Genomic DNA, 13996 nt, shown 5'->3' with positions numbered 1-13996 from the left:
ACGCAACGACGCCCCAAACTTCACGACATGGCCGCCAAGACCCCCGCATCGCCGCCGTCGCCCGTCGCGCAGTTCGAGACCTCGCTCGACGAGCTTGAACAGCTGGTCCAGAAAATGGAAAAGGGCGAGATGTCGCTCGACGAATCGCTGGCCGCCTACGAACGCGGCGTCAGCCTCTACCGGCAATGCCAGGGTGCGCTTGAGCAGGCCGAACTTCGCGTGCGCCTGCTGACCGACCCGGCCGAGCCCGACAGCGCCCAGCCCTTCCAGCCCGATGCCGGCTGACCCGCGCCTGGCGCGCTGGCTGCAGCGCGCCGAGGCCCGAATCGAAACCACGCTTCCGGCGACCGACGCGTCGCCACGGGCCCTGCATGCCGCCATGCGCCACGCCGCGCTCGGTGGCGGCAAACGCCTGCGGCCGCTGCTGGTCTATGCCGCCGGCGCCGCCGTGCAGGCCGACGAGGGTCTGCTCGACGCGCCCGCCGCCGCGGTCGAACTGGTGCACGCGTTTTCGCTGGTGCACGACGACCTGCCGGCGATGGACGACGACGACCTGCGCCGCGGCCGGCCGACCGTGCACGTTGCCTTCGACGAAGCCACGGCCATCCTCGCCGGCGATGCGCTGCAGGCCCAGGCCTTCAGCCTGTTGGCCGAAGAGACTCGCGCGCCACATGCGCTGCGCGTGGCCTGGCTGGCGACGCTGGCGAACGCAACGGGCGCCGCCGGCATGTGCGGCGGCCAGGCGCTGGACATGGCCGGCACCGGTGCATCGCTGGCGCTCGAAGAACTCGAACGCCTGCACGCGCTCAAGACCGGCGCCCTCATCCGTGCCGCCGTACGGATGGGCGCGCTGGCGGGAACGAACGATGGCGCGGTGCTGCAGCCGCTGGACGACTTCGCGGCCGCGCTGGGCTTGGCCTTCCAGATCCGCGACGACCTGCTCGACATCGAAGCCAGCTCAGAGCAGCTGGGGAAAACGGCCGGCAAGGACCAGGCCCAGGCCAAGTCCACCTACCCTTCGCTGCTCGGTGCCGATGGCGCCCGCGATGCGCTGGCACGGCAGGTCGCGCGCATGGATCACATCCTGGCCGGGCTGGGCGGCGACCGCGAGCCGCTGCGGGCGCTGGCGCGCCTGGCCGTCGAGCGACAGCACTAGGGTCTTCCCTCCCACAAAAAAAAGCGGCCCGAAGGCCGCTTTTTCTTTGGCGGGACTGCGCGATCAGGAGACCAGGCGCAGGGTCACCGGATAACGGTAGTTTTCACCCTTGTTGGCGGCGACGCCGGCCAGGATGCAGAAGATCAGGTTGCCGATCCAGATGACCGGATACAGCAGGAAGCCGATGGCGACGAAGGACAGCACGATCGCGACGATCCACGCCAGCACGATGGTGATCTGGAAGTTCAGGGCTTCCTTGGCCTGCTCGGTGATCCAGGACTTTTCCGGCTTGTCCTTGTTGATCAGCCAGATGATCAGCGGAACGATGAAGCTTGCGATGATGCCCGACAGGTGCGTGATGAGCGCGATGGTCCTGTCTTCCTGCGGTGCGGCGGTCTGGATGGTGTCGTTCACGAGGCTCCCCTTCTGTCGAAAACGCAGCGCCCGCGGCGCCGCAACCCGTTTACTGTCAAGGCAAGTGAAGGCAGTGTCAAGCAGCCGCGCCGGCCTCGCCGGCCACCATCATCCGGCCCACCAGCAGCGAGCCCATGGCGATGTGCGAACGCTTGTCGACGTCGGCGCCCACGGCCTCGATCGCCTGGTACATGGCCGGTAGATGCCCGGCGATGGTCAGGCCGTCGACCGGATGCACGATATGGCCCTTTTCGACCCAGAAGCCGGCGGCGCCGCGGGAATAGTCGCCGGTCAGCAGGTTGGCGCCCTGGCCCATCATTTCGGTGACCACCAGGCCGGTGCCCATGCCGCGGATCATTTCGTGCAGGCCGGTGGCATTGGCGGCCACGTCCAGGTTGTGGGCGCCGCCGGCGTTGCCGGTGCTTTGCAGGCCCAGCCGGCACGCCGAATAACTCGACAGCAGGTAACGCACCAGCACGCCGTCGCGCACCAGGTCCGAATCGACGGTGGCCACGCCTTCGTGGTCGAAGTCCGAGGAACGGTGGCCACGCGGCAGGTGCGGCAGTTCGCGGATGTTGAACCAGTCGGGCAGGATCTTCCTGCCGGCGTGGTCGACCAGGAAGCTGGCCTTGCGGTAGAGCACGCCGCCGGACGCGGCCTGCAGCAGGTGCCCGACCAGGCTGCGCGCCACTTCGGGCGCGAACAGCACCGGGTATTCACCGGTGCGGATCGGTTTAGGGTCCAGGCGCGCGACCGTGCGCTCGGCGGCCTTGCGGCCCACGTGCCGGGGTGACTCGAGGTCGTCGGGCGAGACCGCGCTGGTGTACCAGTAGTCGCGCTGCATGCCGTCGCCGCGACCGGCGATCATAGAAACGCTGATCGACTGGCTGGTGCCGCGTTCGGCGCCCAGGAAGCCGTGGCTGTTGGCGTACACCGAAACGCTGTCGCCGCTGTGCACCGAGGCACCGTCGGAATTGCTGATGTGCGGGTCGGCTTCGCGGCCGGCGGCCTCGGCCTCCAGCGCCAGGGCGATCGCGGTGTCGGCGTCGATCGGCCAGGGGTGCCAGGAATCGAAGTCGCGGGCCTGGGTGGCCATGCGCGCGGCGTCGGCCAGGCCGTTGCAGGGGTCGGGTTCAGTGTGGCGGGCGATGGCGCAGGCCTGTTCGACCGTGGCCGCCAGGCTGCCCGGCTGCAGGTCGGCGGTGCTGGCGCTGGCCTTGCGCTGGCCGAAGTACACGGTGACGGCGACGCCGCGGTCGCGGTTGCGTTCCACCGTCTCGACCTCGCCCAGGCGCACGTTCACCGACAGCCCGCTGTCGTCGTTGAGGATGACGTCGGCCTGGCTGGCGCCGCGGGCCGCGGCCAGGCGCAGGACCTCCCGGGCGGCCTCGGAAAGGCGCTCCTGGCGCAGGGCGGAATCATCGGAAACTGCGGCCGGGTGGCTCATGGGCGTATCCTTTCGCCTTGGACGGATGGTGGACGATGCACGAAGAAGACCAATTCAACGAAGACGAAGGTGAGTTCGGCCCAAGCCGCAGCGAAGAACGCCGCGATGCGCTGGCCGTGCTTGAACTGGCCAAGCGCCTGGTCGAACAGCCCGAGGCGCGCCTGGTGCAGATCCCGATGGACGAGGACCTGCGCGACCTGGCGCGGGCGGCGCAGCGCATCACTGCGCAGATCGCCCACAAGCGGCAGGTGCAGTTCCTGGCCAAACACCTGCGCCGGGAAGAGCCCGAGGCCCTGGACGCAATCCGCGCCGCGCTCGACCACGACAAGTCCGACCACCGGCGCGAGGCGCAGGCCCTGCACCAGGTCGAATACTGGCGCGACCGTCTGGTCGCCGAGGGCGACGGGGCGCTGACCGAACTGCTGGACAAGCACCCGGGGGCCGACCGCCAGCACCTGCGCCAGCTGGCCCGCAACGCGGCCCTGGAAAAAACCCGCAACAAACCGCCGCACGCCTTCCGCGAACTCTTCCGCGAGCTGCGCGAGCTGCTGGCTGATTCGTCCGAAGCCGACTGAGGCCGTCACGCGCGGGTGCCGCCGACCGTCAGGGCGTCGATGCGCAGGGTCGGCTGGCCGACGCCGACGGGCACGGACTGGCCGTCCTTGCCGCAGATGCCCACGCCTTCGTCGAGCTTGAGGTCGTTGCCGACCATCGAGACGCGGTTCATCACTTCCGGGCCGTTGCCGATCAGCGTGGCGCCCTTCACCGGCCGGGTGACCTTGCCGTCCTCGATCAGGTAGGCCTCGGAGGCCGAGAACACGAACTTGCCGCTGGTGATGTCCACCTGGCCGCCGCCGAAGTTGGGCGCGTACAGGCCCTTCTTCACCGAGGCGATGATCTCGCCCGGGTCGTGGTTGCCGGCCAGCATGTAGGTATTGGTCATGCGCGGCATCGGCAGCTGCGCGAAACTTTCGCGGCGGCCGTTGCCGGTGGGCGCCATGCCCATCAGGCGCGCGTTGAGCGTGTCCTGCAGGTAACCGCGCAGGATGCCGTCTTCGATAAGCGTGGTGCACTGGGTCGGCGTGCCTTCGTCGTCCACGTTCAGTGAACCGCGGCGGCCGGCCAGGGTGCCGTCGTCGACGATGGTGACGCCCGGCGAGGCCACGCGTTCGCCGATGCGGCCGGCGTACACCGAGGTGCCCTTGCGGTTGAAGTCGCCTTCCAGGCCATGGCCCACGGCTTCGTGCAGCAGCACGCCGGGCCAGCCCGGCCCCAGCACCACCGGCAGCGTGCCGGCGGGCGCGTCTTCGGCTTCCAGGCACACCAGCGCCTGACGCAGGGCTTCGGCGGCGACTTCGCGGGGCTTGCCGTTGGCGAACAGCTCTTCGTAGGAATAACGCCCGCCGGCGCCGGCATAACCCTGTTCGCGGCGGCCGCCCTGTTCGACGATCACCTGCACGTTGAAGCGCACCAGCGGCCGCACGTCGGCGGCGACCACGCCGTCGCTGCGCGCCACCAGCACCGTGTCCACGCCGCCGGAAAGGCTGACGATGACCTGCTGCACGCGCGGGTCGGCGTCGCGCAGCCACTGGTCGACTTCGCGCAGGGCGCTGATCTTGGCGTCGGCGCCGAGGCCTTCGATCGGGTCTATGGCCGGGTACAGCGAACGGCCCGGCACCACCACGCGGTGGCCGGCGGACTGGGCGCGGCCGTCGCGGCTGATCGCGCGCGCCGCCGCCGCCGACTCCAGCAGCGCTTCGGCGCGGATGTCGTCGGAGTAGGCGAAACCGGTTTTTTCGCCGCTGACCGCACGCACGCCCACGCCCTGTTCGATGGCGTGGGAGCCGTCCTTGACGATGCCGTCCTCGACCACCCAGCTTTCGCGGCGCGAATGCTGGAAGTACAGGTCGCCGTAGTCCACGCCCGGGCCCATCAGGCGGGCGAAGGCGGGCTCGAGCGATTCCAGGCCGAGGCCGGCAGGCGTGAGCAGGCGCGATTGCGCCAGGGTAAGGGTCTGGGTCATCCGGGGGTTCGCTGGGGAAAGGCCTTAGTGTCCCAGATGCGGCCTGCGGACGCGGTCTTCAAGGCTGGCGCGGCGGCGGCGGCGCGGCCGGCGGGCCCTTTTCCACGACTTCGACCACCGGGTCGGCCCAGTCGCCGGTGACGTGGTAGACGGTCCGCGCGGCTTCCTTGAGCGGCTTTTGCAGCACGGCCTGGGCCACGGCGCCGACGGCGGCGCCGACCGGCCCGCCGGCGATGGCGCCGATCGCCGGCAGCACGCCGCCGGCCTTGGGCAGCACTTCGATGCGCTGGTCGTACTGCTGGCTGCGCAGGTTGGTGGACCCGCTGACGCGGATTTCCGCCGCCGGGCCGTTGATCTGCAGCAGGTCGGTGCGGGCGACGCCGTCGGCGAAGACGAACTCGCCGGCCATGTTGTTGAAGCCAAACCCCTTGTTGAAAAAATCCTTGAAGTCCAGGGTCAGCCGGCGCGGGATCTCGGCCAGGGAAATCAGGCCCAGCACGCGGCCACCGCCGCCGGGTTCGACTTCCAGCAGCGCGCCCTCGCCCACTTCGACCTTCAGCAGGCCTTCGAAGGCGGCCAGGGAAAACTCGCCGGGTGAACCGACCCAGCCGCCGTCCAGCTGGCCGGTGGTGGGGCCTTCCTGGATCATGCCGACCAGGCCGAACGCGCCCAGCAGGTCGCCCAGCGCCCGCGCCGAGAAACGTACGTCGAAGTCCGAGCGGGTGCCGCCGTCCGCGGTGCGCAGCCAGTCGCCCTGCGCGTCCAGCTGGTAACCCGCCGACCGGGTGCTGAAGGTGTCGATGCGCAGGCCGGCGGGCACCGGATGCGCACGCAGCGTGGCCTCGCCCAGCACCAGCGTGCCCATGCGCAGGTCGCGCACCTGGAAGTCCAGCGGCGGCAGCGCACCCGGGTCCTGGCGGTCGTCCGGCGGCCCGGCGTCGGCCACAGGGCTCGCGTCATCGCCTGCCGCACTGGCGCCAGGGCCGCCAGGAGACACCACCGGCGCCTCGGCCCCGTCGGCGTCCACCAGGGCCTTCTCGGGCCAGTACAGGCGCTCCAGGCGCCCTTCCACGGCCGAGCCTTCGGCGAACGGCACGACGATGCTGCCGGCGATCTCCGGGCCGTCCAGGGTCACGCGGGTGCGGTCCTGGCCGCGCGCCAGGCGCACGTGGGTGTCGGCGAAGGCCGAGCCCATCAGGTCCAGCTGGTCAACGCGCAGGTCGACGGTGCGCAGCACGGTGCCGCCGCCCTCGCCCGTGCCGGCTTCCGCTTCCTTGCCGCCGCCCGCGAAACCGATCCAGCCGGCCGCGTCGAGGGTTTCGCTGTGGCCCAGCACCACCAGGCCCGAATCGGGCAGGTCCAGCGGGCCGTCCTCGCCCAGGCGCAGCGCGCCGGTCAGCCGCCCCTGTTCGTCGATGCGCCCGCGCAGCCGCGCCAGCGAGCCCAGGCGCAGCTGCACCTCGCCCTTGCTTACCGGCAGCGGCACGTCCAGGCGCATCGGCAGGCCCTGGTCGGCGGCCTTGGCCAGCGGGGCCGGCAGGCCGAGGCTGACGCCGGCCAGGTCGCTTTCCACGCGCAGGCGCGAGGGCGGCGCCGGCTGCCCTTCCGGCGCGGCCGGCACGTCGACGCGGATGTCCCAGAACGCCCGGCCGTCCACGTGCGGGTCCAGCCAGGCCAGCGGCGGGTGCCGCGCCAGCAGGTCCTTGACCGGGAACTCGCCCAGCAGGCGCGCCCTCGCGGCCAGCGCCGGATCGTCGGTGTCGTTGCCGACCGCCAGGTTGAAGACGCCCGGCTGGTCGTCGAACAGCACCTGCAGGTCTTCGGTGTAAAAGCCGCCGGCGCCGAAGCGGGTGCGGCCGCTGACCTCGGTGAAGACGATGTCCCAGCGCGGGTCGGCCAGGCGCGCCTGCGCCAGGTCGAGCTGGCCTTCGATGCGGCGCCCTTCCAGGCGGGCCACCAGCGGCAGGTCGAGCAGCAGCGACACCCGCGCCAGGCCGGAGATGCTGGTGGCGCGCAGGTGCTCGCCGTAACTTTCGGCCAGCGGGCTGGCCAGCATCAGCGTCTGCAGGGTTTCGGCGCGCGTGGCCGAGGAAACATCGAGCAGCAGGCGCGGATCGCGAAAATCCGCGATGCCACCGACCAGACGATCAACCGGGTTTTCGGCGATCGCGGACTGGCCATCTAGCGTCATGCCGATGCCGTCGAAGGCGACGTCGACGTCCATGTCTTCGGCGTCGGGCCAGTCATCGCTGAAGTGCACGCGCGCGCCGGCCACGCGGGCGCGGGCATCGAAGCGGCCCTCGCCTTCGCGGAAGGGCCAGTGGTCGAGGTCGCCGGCCAGGCTGATGCGGCCGTCGCGCACCTCGCCTTCGAGCAGGGCCTTGTCGAGCCACTCGATGGTTTTTTCCGGCATCTTGCCCTGCACCCAGAACCGGCCGGCCGCGGTGACCGGCGCGGTATCGACGACGGCAGCCAGGTCGATGCGCGGACTGCTGCCATCGCCCTGGAAGGCCAGTTCGGCGCGAAGCCGGGTGCCGTAATCAGGCCCGCGAATCGACAGGCGGCTGGCGCCAAGCGTCCAGCCGGCGCCGTCGCGCCACCAGCCGAGCAGGCCTTCGAGCCGGAAATCCAGGGGTTCGCGGAAGCGTTCGGGCCACTGGAAGGACGCGGGGCCGGGGCTGAGCTGCAGCACGCCGCCGTCCTGGTCCATGGCCACGTGGCCGGCCAGCGCCTGCAGCCCGGGACGGCCGCCGTAGGGGCCCCAGCCGATGCCTTCCAGCTCGGCGGACGCCTGCCAGTCGTCGTCGCGGCCCTGCACGCGCACCTGGCGCAGTTCGCCTTCGGGCGCGGCGCGGTGCAGCCACTGGCGCAGGCCGTCGGGCACGCGGGCGCTGAGGCTGGCCCACTGGCGCACGGTCACCAGGTCCAGGCGCGGCGCGCGCAGCGCGAACCGTTCGCCGCCGGCCAGCCACAGGCCGTCCATGTGCCGCGGTTCGGCCCGGCCGGGTTCGTGCAGCTGCAGGCGCGGCGCGTGCAGCTGCCAGGCGCCGTCGTCGCCGGCCTGCCAGCGCGCCAGCAGGCTGGCCGATTCGTAGGCCACCGGCGGCGACGTCAAGCGCTCGTCGGTGCCCGGCAGCCAGGGCTGGCGGGCGCCGATCGCCAGCGGCGCGAATTCGGCGCGGCTGCGCACGTCCATGACCCGCTGGTTGTCGATGCGGGCCCACAGGTCGAGCTTGCCCTTGCCGGCCAGCACCACGCCGGTGTCGGCCATCTGCGCCGACCAGGCCTGCAGCACCAGGTCGTTGCCGCCGGCCCAGAGTTCGCCCGACCAGTCGTCGCGGCGCAGGTCGGCCACGGCCGACAGCGGTGGCGTGGCGATGTCGGCCCAGGCGCGCACGCCCGCCACCACGGTTTCGCCGTCCACGCGCAGGCGCAGGTCCACGCGCGCCATTTCCAGCGGCGCGCGCAGGGCCGGCGAGCGCACCTGCAGGTGGGCGCGTTCGACCTGCAGTTCGCCCAGGGCTTCGAGCGTATCGAGTGGATCGACGCCGGGTTTGGGTTCGAACGGCAGGCCGGCGAGGCGCCAGCGGCGGTCCTCGCCCTGCTCGAGCACCAGGGACAGGTCGCGCACCTTCAGCGCGGTCAGCGGTTCGCCGGGCAGCAGGCCCGAATACACGGCGACCAGCAGCTCGGCCTGGCCGACCTCGAGCTGGCGTTCGCCTTCGCCGATGCGCAGGCCGCCCAGGGTGAAACGCGGGCCCTGGCGGGTCCATTCGCCGCGCGCGCTTTCGAAGGCCACCGGTTCGCCCAGGCGTTCGGAAAGCCAGTTGGCCACCTTGTCCGGGTGCCTCTCGACCAGGGGCAGCAGCTGGTTGAGCGCGCCGACGCCGGTCGCCAGCAGGATAAGCAGGACAAGGAAGCCGTAACCCAGCACGCGGCGGGCATGGCGGAAGCGGCGGCGCAGCGGGCTGGTCATGCCGTCTTAGAGCAGGACCACGTCGTATTGTTCCTGAGCGTATTGCTCGTCGGCCTGGAAACGGATGGTCTTGCCCAGGAATTCCTCGAGTTCGGCCACCGCGGCCGATTCTTCGTCGGTGATCTTGTTGACCACCTTGGGCGAGGCGATGACCAGCAGCTGCTGGGCCTCGAACTGGCGCACGGCGCGGGTGATCTCGCGGAAGATTTCGTAGGTGAGGGTTTCGCCGGTCTTGAGCGTGCCGCGGCCGTTGCACTCGGGGCAGGGTTCGCACAGCTGGCGTTCGAGGCTGTCGGTGGTGCGCTTGCGGGTCATCTCGACCAGGCCCAGCGGCGAGAATTCGTGGAAGGACGTGCGGGCGTGGTCGTGCGCCAGGCCCTTTTCGAGCGTGCGCAGCACCTGGCGCTTGTGCTCGTCGTCGGTCATGTCGATGAAGTCGATGATGATGATGCCGCCCAGGTTGCGCAGGCGCAGCTGCCGGGCGACCGCCTGGGCCGCTTCGAGGTTGGTGCGGTAGACGGTTTCCTCGAGGTTGCGCTGGCCCAGGAAGGAGCCGGTGTTGACGTCGATCGTGGCCATGGCCTCGGTCTGGTCGATCACCAGGTAACCGCCCGACTTGAGCGGCACTTCCTTTTGCAGCGCGCGCTGGATTTCGTCCTCGACGCCGTAGAGGTCGAAGATCGGGCGTTCGCCGGTGTAGTGCTCGATGCGCGCGGCCAGTTCGGGCATGAACTTGTGCGCGAAGTCGTTGAGCCGGTCGTAGGCCTCGCGCGAATCGACCCGCACGGTGTCGACGTTCTTGCGCATCAGGTCGCGCACGGCGCGCAGGGGCAGCGCCAGGTCTTCGTAGATGCGCTGGCCGACCTTGCTGCTGGCGCTGGCTTCGCGGATCACGTCCCAGGCCTTGCGCAGGTAGGCCACGTCCTCGGCCAGGGCCTCGTCGGGCTGGCCTTCGGCATTGGTGCGCACGATGTAACCCTGGCCGCTGCCGTTGGCCAGTTCGCCGACCAGGGTCTTGAGCCGGGTGCGTTCGGTTTCGTCCTCGATGCGCGCCGACACGCCCAGCACGCGCGAATGCGGCAGGAACACCAGGTAGCGCGAAGGAATGGACACCTGGGTCGTGAGGCGGGCGCCCTTGCTGCCGATCGGGTCCTTGACCACCTGCACGACGATTTCCTGGCCTTCGTGCACCAGCGAGGTGATGGCCGGCGGCGGCGACGGCGCCACTACCTCGCCCTCGCCTTCGCCGCTTGGCGTGGCCGGCCTGAGGATGTCGGAGGCATGCAGGAAGGCGGCGCGTTCGAGGCCGATCTCGACGAAGGCCGCCTGCATGCCGGGCATCACCCGCTGCACGCGGCCCTTGTAGATGTTGCCGACGACGCCGCGGCGCGAGGCGCGTTCGATGTGCAGTTCCTGCAGCATGCCGTTTTCAACCACCGCCACGCGGGTTTCGCGCGGGGTGACGTTGACCAGGATTTCTTCCGACACGGGTCGCTCCTCAGTCCATGAGGCCGAAATCGCGCATCAGCCGCGCGGTTTCGTGCAAGGGCAGGCCCATCACGCCGGAGTGGCTGCCGGCAAGATGGGCCACGAAGGCCGCGGCGCGGCCCTGGATGGCATAGGCGCCGGCCTTGCCGAAACATTCGCCGGTGGCGATGTAGGCGTCGATGCGGGCGTCGGTGAGTTTTTCGAAGCGCACCTGGGTGACGCAGGCGGCGTGCTGTTCGCGGCCGGCGCTGAGCACCCAGACCGTCGAGATGCATTCGTGCATGCGCCCGGACAGGCGGCGCAGCATGCGCGCGGCGTCGGCGGCGTCGGCCGGCTTGCCGAATACTTCGTCGTCGAGCACGACCTCGGTGTCGGCGCCCAGGACCACGGCGCCCTTGCTGGCGACCACCTGCAGCAGGCCGGCGCCGGCTTTTTCCCGGGCGACGCGGCTGACGTAGGCGGCGGGCGGTTCGCCGGGTTCGCGCTGCTCGGGAACATCGACATCGAGCAGGCCGAACTCCAGGCCCAACTGGGCGAGCAGTTCACGGCGGCGCGGTGATTGCGAGGCGAGGTAGAGCATCGCCCAAGGATAGCCGGTCAGGCCCGGTGGTAGGGATGGTTGGCGAGCAGGCTGCAGGCGCGGTACAGCTGTTCGGCCAGCACCAGCCGCACCAGCATGTGCGGCAGCGTCAGCGGGCCCAGCGACCAGCGTTCGTCGGCCGCCGCCAGCACCTCGGGGGCGTGGCCCTCGGGGCCGCCGATGAGGAAAACCAGGTCGCGGCCCTGCTGGCGCCAGTGTTCCAGGCGCTGGGCGAGTTCTTCGGAGCTGTGGGCCTTGCCGCGGCCGTCGAGCGCGACCACCCAGGCATTACGTGGCAGGGCCGCCTGGACGCGCCCGCCTTCGTCGGCCATGGCGCGGGCAGCGTCGCGGCCCTTGCCGCGCATGCCCGGAGCCACTTCGACGAGATCGAGCGGCAGCCAGTGCGAAAGCCGCTTCTGGTACTCGGCGAACCCTTCGGCGACCCAGCCGGGCGCCTTCTCCCCGACTGCAAGCAGCCGGGCCTTCATCAGGATTCCGGGGAATCCTCGGGGGACTGTTCGGGCGGCTGGTCGCCGACGGTCCAGAGGCGTTCGAGCGCGTAGAACTCGCGCACGCGCGGCAGCATGACGTGCACGATGACGTCGCCCAGGTCCACCAGCACCCATTCGGCCTCGCGCTCGCCTTCCACGCCCAGCGGCATGACGCCGCACTTCTTGGAGAACTTCACGACTTCGTCGGCCACCGACTTCACGTGGCGGGTGGACGTGCCGGAAACGACCACCAGGTAGTCGGCGATGCTGGTCTTGCCGCGAACGTCGATTTCGACGGCGTCCTTGGCCTTCATTTCCTCCAGCGCGGCATGGACCTGCTCGAGCAGGGCTTCCGGCGAGGGCGCCGGATCGGGCATCCGGGTCTTGATGACGTGGGCTTGGGTGGTCAAGGGCAGCTCATTGGGTGAATTCGGGTGCGGATTATACGCCGGACCACCTTAAGCCGCCCGGTACAGCCCGCGGCGGGAAATTTCGGCCGCCACGGCCGGCGTCAGCCAGTCGCCGGGGTCCTCGCCGGCCGCCAGACGCCGGCGCAGCTCGCTGGCGGCCGCCGGATGCGGCGGAAGGTCGAGCCTGAACAGGCGGCCGGCGGCGGACTCCGACAGCGCGGCGGGCGCCTTTGCCCAGCGGCCCGCGCAGGCCTCGGACAGGGCCTCGGGCAGGTCTTCCAGGCCGTGGCCCGGCCGCACCGCCACCACGAAGTGGGCCAGGTCGAACAGCGCCCGCCAGTCGTGCCAGGCGGGCAGGCCGCGAAAGGCATCGGCGCCGATCAGCCAGGCCAGCGGCGCCCGCGACCCGATGTCCGCGCGCGCCTCGCGCAGCGTATCGACCGTGTAGGACGGGCCTTTGCGGCGAAGTTCGCGGGTATCGACGGCCAGGCCGGGCTCGCCCGCCACCGCCAGTTCCAGCAGGTCGGCGCGGTCCCGGGCGCTGGCGGCGGTCGGTCCGCGGTGCGGCGGCACGGCGGCCGGCACCAGGTGCACGGCGGCGCGCAGGGTGTCGCGGGCGGCGCGGGCGACGGCCAGGTGGCCGGCGTGCACCGGGTCGAAGGTGCCGCCGTAGAGCAGGCGCAGGCTCACGAGGCCAGCAGGCCGCGGGCGCGGCCGTCGGCGATGGCCACCAGCAGGCGTTCGAGCTGCAGCCAGGGGTCGCCGTCGCCGCGGCCCTTGGCGCTGCGATCGATGCGGCCGCACTCGGCGACGAACTGTTCCCAGCGCGAGGTCGGGTGGCGTTCGATCGCGCGCCGGTAGGCCGCCTGCTTGTTCTGCCAGACGTGGGCATCGCGCATCGCCGCCGCCAGGCGGCCGCCTTCGCTGGCGCGGGCCAGGGCGCACAGGCCCAGCACTTCCTTGGCCACCATCGGCATCAGCCCGGCCACCTGGTCGCCCTCGGCGCGCAGCGCGGCCAGCATGCGCACGGCGCGGGCGGATTCACCGGCCAGGGCCGCATCCACCAGGGTGAACACGTCGAAACGCGAGGAGTCCGCGACCAGCTTCTCCATCTGGTCGAGGTCGATCGCTTCGCGGGTGCCACCGGCCAGCAGGGCCAGCTTGTCCACTTCCTGGGCGGCGGCCAGCAGGTTGCCTTCGACCCGGTCGGCCAGGCGCTGCACCGCATCGGGCGTGGCCACCAGGCCGCGGCTGCGCAGGCGCTGGAGCAGCCAGTCGCCCAGCTCGTGCGACTTGAGCGGCCAGAACACCACCAGGTGCCCGGCCTTGGCGATGGCCTCGCTCCACTTGCCGGCGTGTTTCTTGCTCCACTCCTGCGAGGTCACCAGCAGCACGGTGTCGGGCGGCGGGTTGTCGCAGAATTCGCGCAGGGCTTCGCCGCCTTCCTTGCCGGGCCGGCCGGTGGGCATGCGCAATTCGAACAGGCGGTGCGTGGCGAACAGGCTCATCGAGGCCATGCCCTGGCTGAGCCGGTTCCAGTCGAAGTCCGAATCGACGTCGAAAACCTCGCGTTCGCCGTAGCCCTGCTCGCGGGCACGGGCACGCACGGCGTCGGCGGCTTCCTGCACGAGCAGGGGCTCGGAGCCCGCCACCAGGTAGACCGGGCGCAGCGGTTCGGCGGCCAGCTGGCGCGCGAACTGGGCCGGGCGCAGCTCCATCAGTCGGCGCGCAGCCGATCGAACCGACGGCGTCGTAGGTGTATTCGCGGGTGAGCTCGACGGTCTGGCGCGGCACCTGCAGCGTGCGGTCGGCGCCGGTGAGCTGGAACTCCACCCGGTACAGGGTCTGGTACTCCCGCACGCTGGCGCCGCTTTCGTAGGTAAGCGGGCGGGTGCGCATGGATTCGGTCATTACCTGCAGCGTGGCGGCCGGCTGGCCCGCTACCGCGGGCGTGGCGCCGGCGCGTTCGAGCGCGGTGGCCAGGTCCTGGCCCAGCGGGCTGTAGGGGTCG

The 13996-nt window shown here is 70.9% G+C and carries 13 protein-coding genes; 3 read left to right on the top strand and 10 right to left on the bottom strand.

Annotated elements, in window-relative coordinates:
* Window positions 1–27: 27 nt before the first annotated feature.
* Together AACZ35_RS01530 and AACZ35_RS01525 are read left to right on the top strand one after the other, a co-directional pair.
* Window positions 28–285 carry an exodeoxyribonuclease VII small subunit gene (locus AACZ35_RS01530; RefSeq protein ID WP_339825214.1) on the top strand — a complete coding sequence of 86 codons (258 nt, stop codon included), beginning with the start codon at window positions 28–30 and terminating at the stop codon, window positions 283–285.
* Window positions 275–1156, top strand: a complete 882-nt coding sequence (locus AACZ35_RS01525; RefSeq protein WP_339825212.1) for a polyprenyl synthetase family protein — start codon at window positions 275–277, stop codon at window positions 1154–1156. Before AACZ35_RS01530 ends, AACZ35_RS01525 begins: the two co-directional genes overlap by 11 nt.
* 63 nt (window positions 1157–1219) lie before the next feature.
* Here AACZ35_RS01525 and AACZ35_RS01520 read toward each other — a convergent pair whose 3' ends face one another.
* Both AACZ35_RS01520 and pmbA read right to left on the bottom strand, forming a co-directional pair.
* Window positions 1220–1570, bottom strand: a complete 351-nt coding sequence (locus AACZ35_RS01520; RefSeq protein WP_339825210.1) for a DUF4870 domain-containing protein — start codon at window positions 1568–1570, stop codon at window positions 1220–1222.
* 76 nt (window positions 1571–1646) lie between these two features.
* Window positions 1647–3017, bottom strand: a complete 1371-nt coding sequence (gene pmbA, locus AACZ35_RS01515; protein ID WP_339825208.1) for a metalloprotease PmbA — start codon at window positions 3015–3017, stop codon at window positions 1647–1649.
* Between the two features lie 35 nt (window positions 3018–3052).
* Between pmbA and yjgA the strand changes: the two genes are divergently transcribed.
* Window positions 3053–3592 carry a ribosome biogenesis factor YjgA gene (gene yjgA / locus AACZ35_RS01510; protein WP_339825205.1) on the top strand — a complete coding sequence of 180 codons (540 nt, stop codon included), beginning with the start codon at window positions 3053–3055 and terminating at the stop codon, window positions 3590–3592.
* A gap of 5 nt (window positions 3593–3597) precedes the next feature.
* Here the strand turns inward: yjgA and tldD are convergent, their stop codons facing one another.
* Genes tldD through holA form a run of 8 tightly spaced genes read right to left on the bottom strand, consistent with a single transcriptional unit; the run spans window position 3598 to window position 13703 of the window.
* On the bottom strand, window positions 3598–5040 hold the full coding sequence (gene tldD, locus AACZ35_RS01505; protein WP_339825202.1) for a metalloprotease TldD: 1443 nt from the start codon (window positions 5038–5040) through the stop codon (window positions 3598–3600).
* Between the two features lie 58 nt (window positions 5041–5098).
* Entirely contained in the window at window positions 5099–9016 is a 3918-nt protein-coding gene (locus AACZ35_RS01500) for a YhdP family protein (protein WP_339825200.1), read from the bottom strand.
* A 6-nt stretch (window positions 9017–9022) separates the two neighbouring features.
* Entirely contained in the window at window positions 9023–10504 is a 1482-nt protein-coding gene (rng, locus tag AACZ35_RS01495) for a ribonuclease G (protein WP_339825197.1), read from the bottom strand.
* Between the two features lie 10 nt (window positions 10505–10514).
* On the bottom strand, window positions 10515–11084 hold the full coding sequence (locus AACZ35_RS01490; RefSeq protein ID WP_339825194.1) for a Maf family protein: 570 nt from the start codon (window positions 11082–11084) through the stop codon (window positions 10515–10517).
* A gap of 17 nt (window positions 11085–11101) precedes the next feature.
* The gene (gene rlmH, locus AACZ35_RS01485) at window positions 11102–11572 is read right to left on the bottom strand and encodes a 23S rRNA (pseudouridine(1915)-N(3))-methyltransferase RlmH (RefSeq protein WP_339825191.1); all 471 of its coding nucleotides are present in this window, start codon (window positions 11570–11572) and stop codon (window positions 11102–11104) included.
* Window positions 11572–11985 (bottom strand): ribosome silencing factor, encoded by a 414-nt coding sequence (gene rsfS, locus AACZ35_RS01480; protein WP_339825189.1) that lies wholly within the window; start codon window positions 11983–11985, stop codon window positions 11572–11574. Before rsfS ends, rlmH begins: the two co-directional genes overlap by 1 nt.
* Before the next feature lie 48 nt (window positions 11986–12033).
* Complete coding sequence (gene nadD, locus AACZ35_RS01475) at window positions 12034–12675, bottom strand: nicotinate-nucleotide adenylyltransferase (RefSeq protein WP_339825187.1); 642 nt, start codon at window positions 12673–12675, stop codon at window positions 12034–12036.
* Complete coding sequence (gene holA, locus AACZ35_RS01470) at window positions 12672–13703, bottom strand: DNA polymerase III subunit delta (protein ID WP_339825185.1); 1032 nt, start codon at window positions 13701–13703, stop codon at window positions 12672–12674. The genes nadD and holA overlap by 4 nt, the downstream gene beginning before the upstream one ends.
* Window positions 13704–13996 lie beyond the last annotated feature (293 nt).

Source organism: uncultured Arenimonas sp. (assembly GCF_963976025.1).
GTDB lineage: Bacteria > Pseudomonadota > Gammaproteobacteria > Xanthomonadales > Xanthomonadaceae > Arenimonas.
This window is presented reverse-complemented; position numbering and strand designations above follow the sequence as displayed.

What these genes read in the sequence shown, in the direction of transcription:
- AACZ35_RS01530 (WP_339825214.1), top strand. Translation starts at nt 28, where the DNA reads ATGGCCGCCAAGACCCCCGCATCGCCGCCGTCGCCCGTCGCGCAGTTC.
- AACZ35_RS01525 (WP_339825212.1), top strand. Translation starts at nt 275, where the DNA reads ATGCCGGCTGACCCGCGCCTGGCGCGCTGGCTGCAGCGCGCCGAGGCC.
- pmbA (WP_339825208.1), bottom strand. Translation starts at nt 3,017, where the DNA reads ATGAGCCACCCGGCCGCAGTTTCCGATGATTCCGCCCTGCGCCAGGAG.
- yjgA (WP_339825205.1), top strand. Translation starts at nt 3,053, where the DNA reads ATGCACGAAGAAGACCAATTCAACGAAGACGAAGGTGAGTTCGGCCCA.
- tldD (WP_339825202.1), bottom strand. Translation starts at nt 5,040, where the DNA reads ATGACCCAGACCCTTACCCTGGCGCAATCGCGCCTGCTCACGCCTGCC.
- AACZ35_RS01500 (WP_339825200.1), bottom strand. Translation starts at nt 9,016, where the DNA reads ATGACCAGCCCGCTGCGCCGCCGCTTCCGCCATGCCCGCCGCGTGCTG.
- AACZ35_RS01490 (WP_339825194.1), bottom strand. Translation starts at nt 11,084, where the DNA reads ATGCTCTACCTCGCCTCGCAATCACCGCGCCGCCGTGAACTGCTCGCC.
- rlmH (WP_339825191.1), bottom strand. Translation starts at nt 11,572, where the DNA reads ATGAAGGCCCGGCTGCTTGCAGTCGGGGAGAAGGCGCCCGGCTGGGTC.
- holA (WP_339825185.1), bottom strand. Translation starts at nt 13,703, where the DNA reads ATGGAGCTGCGCCCGGCCCAGTTCGCGCGCCAGCTGGCCGCCGAACCG.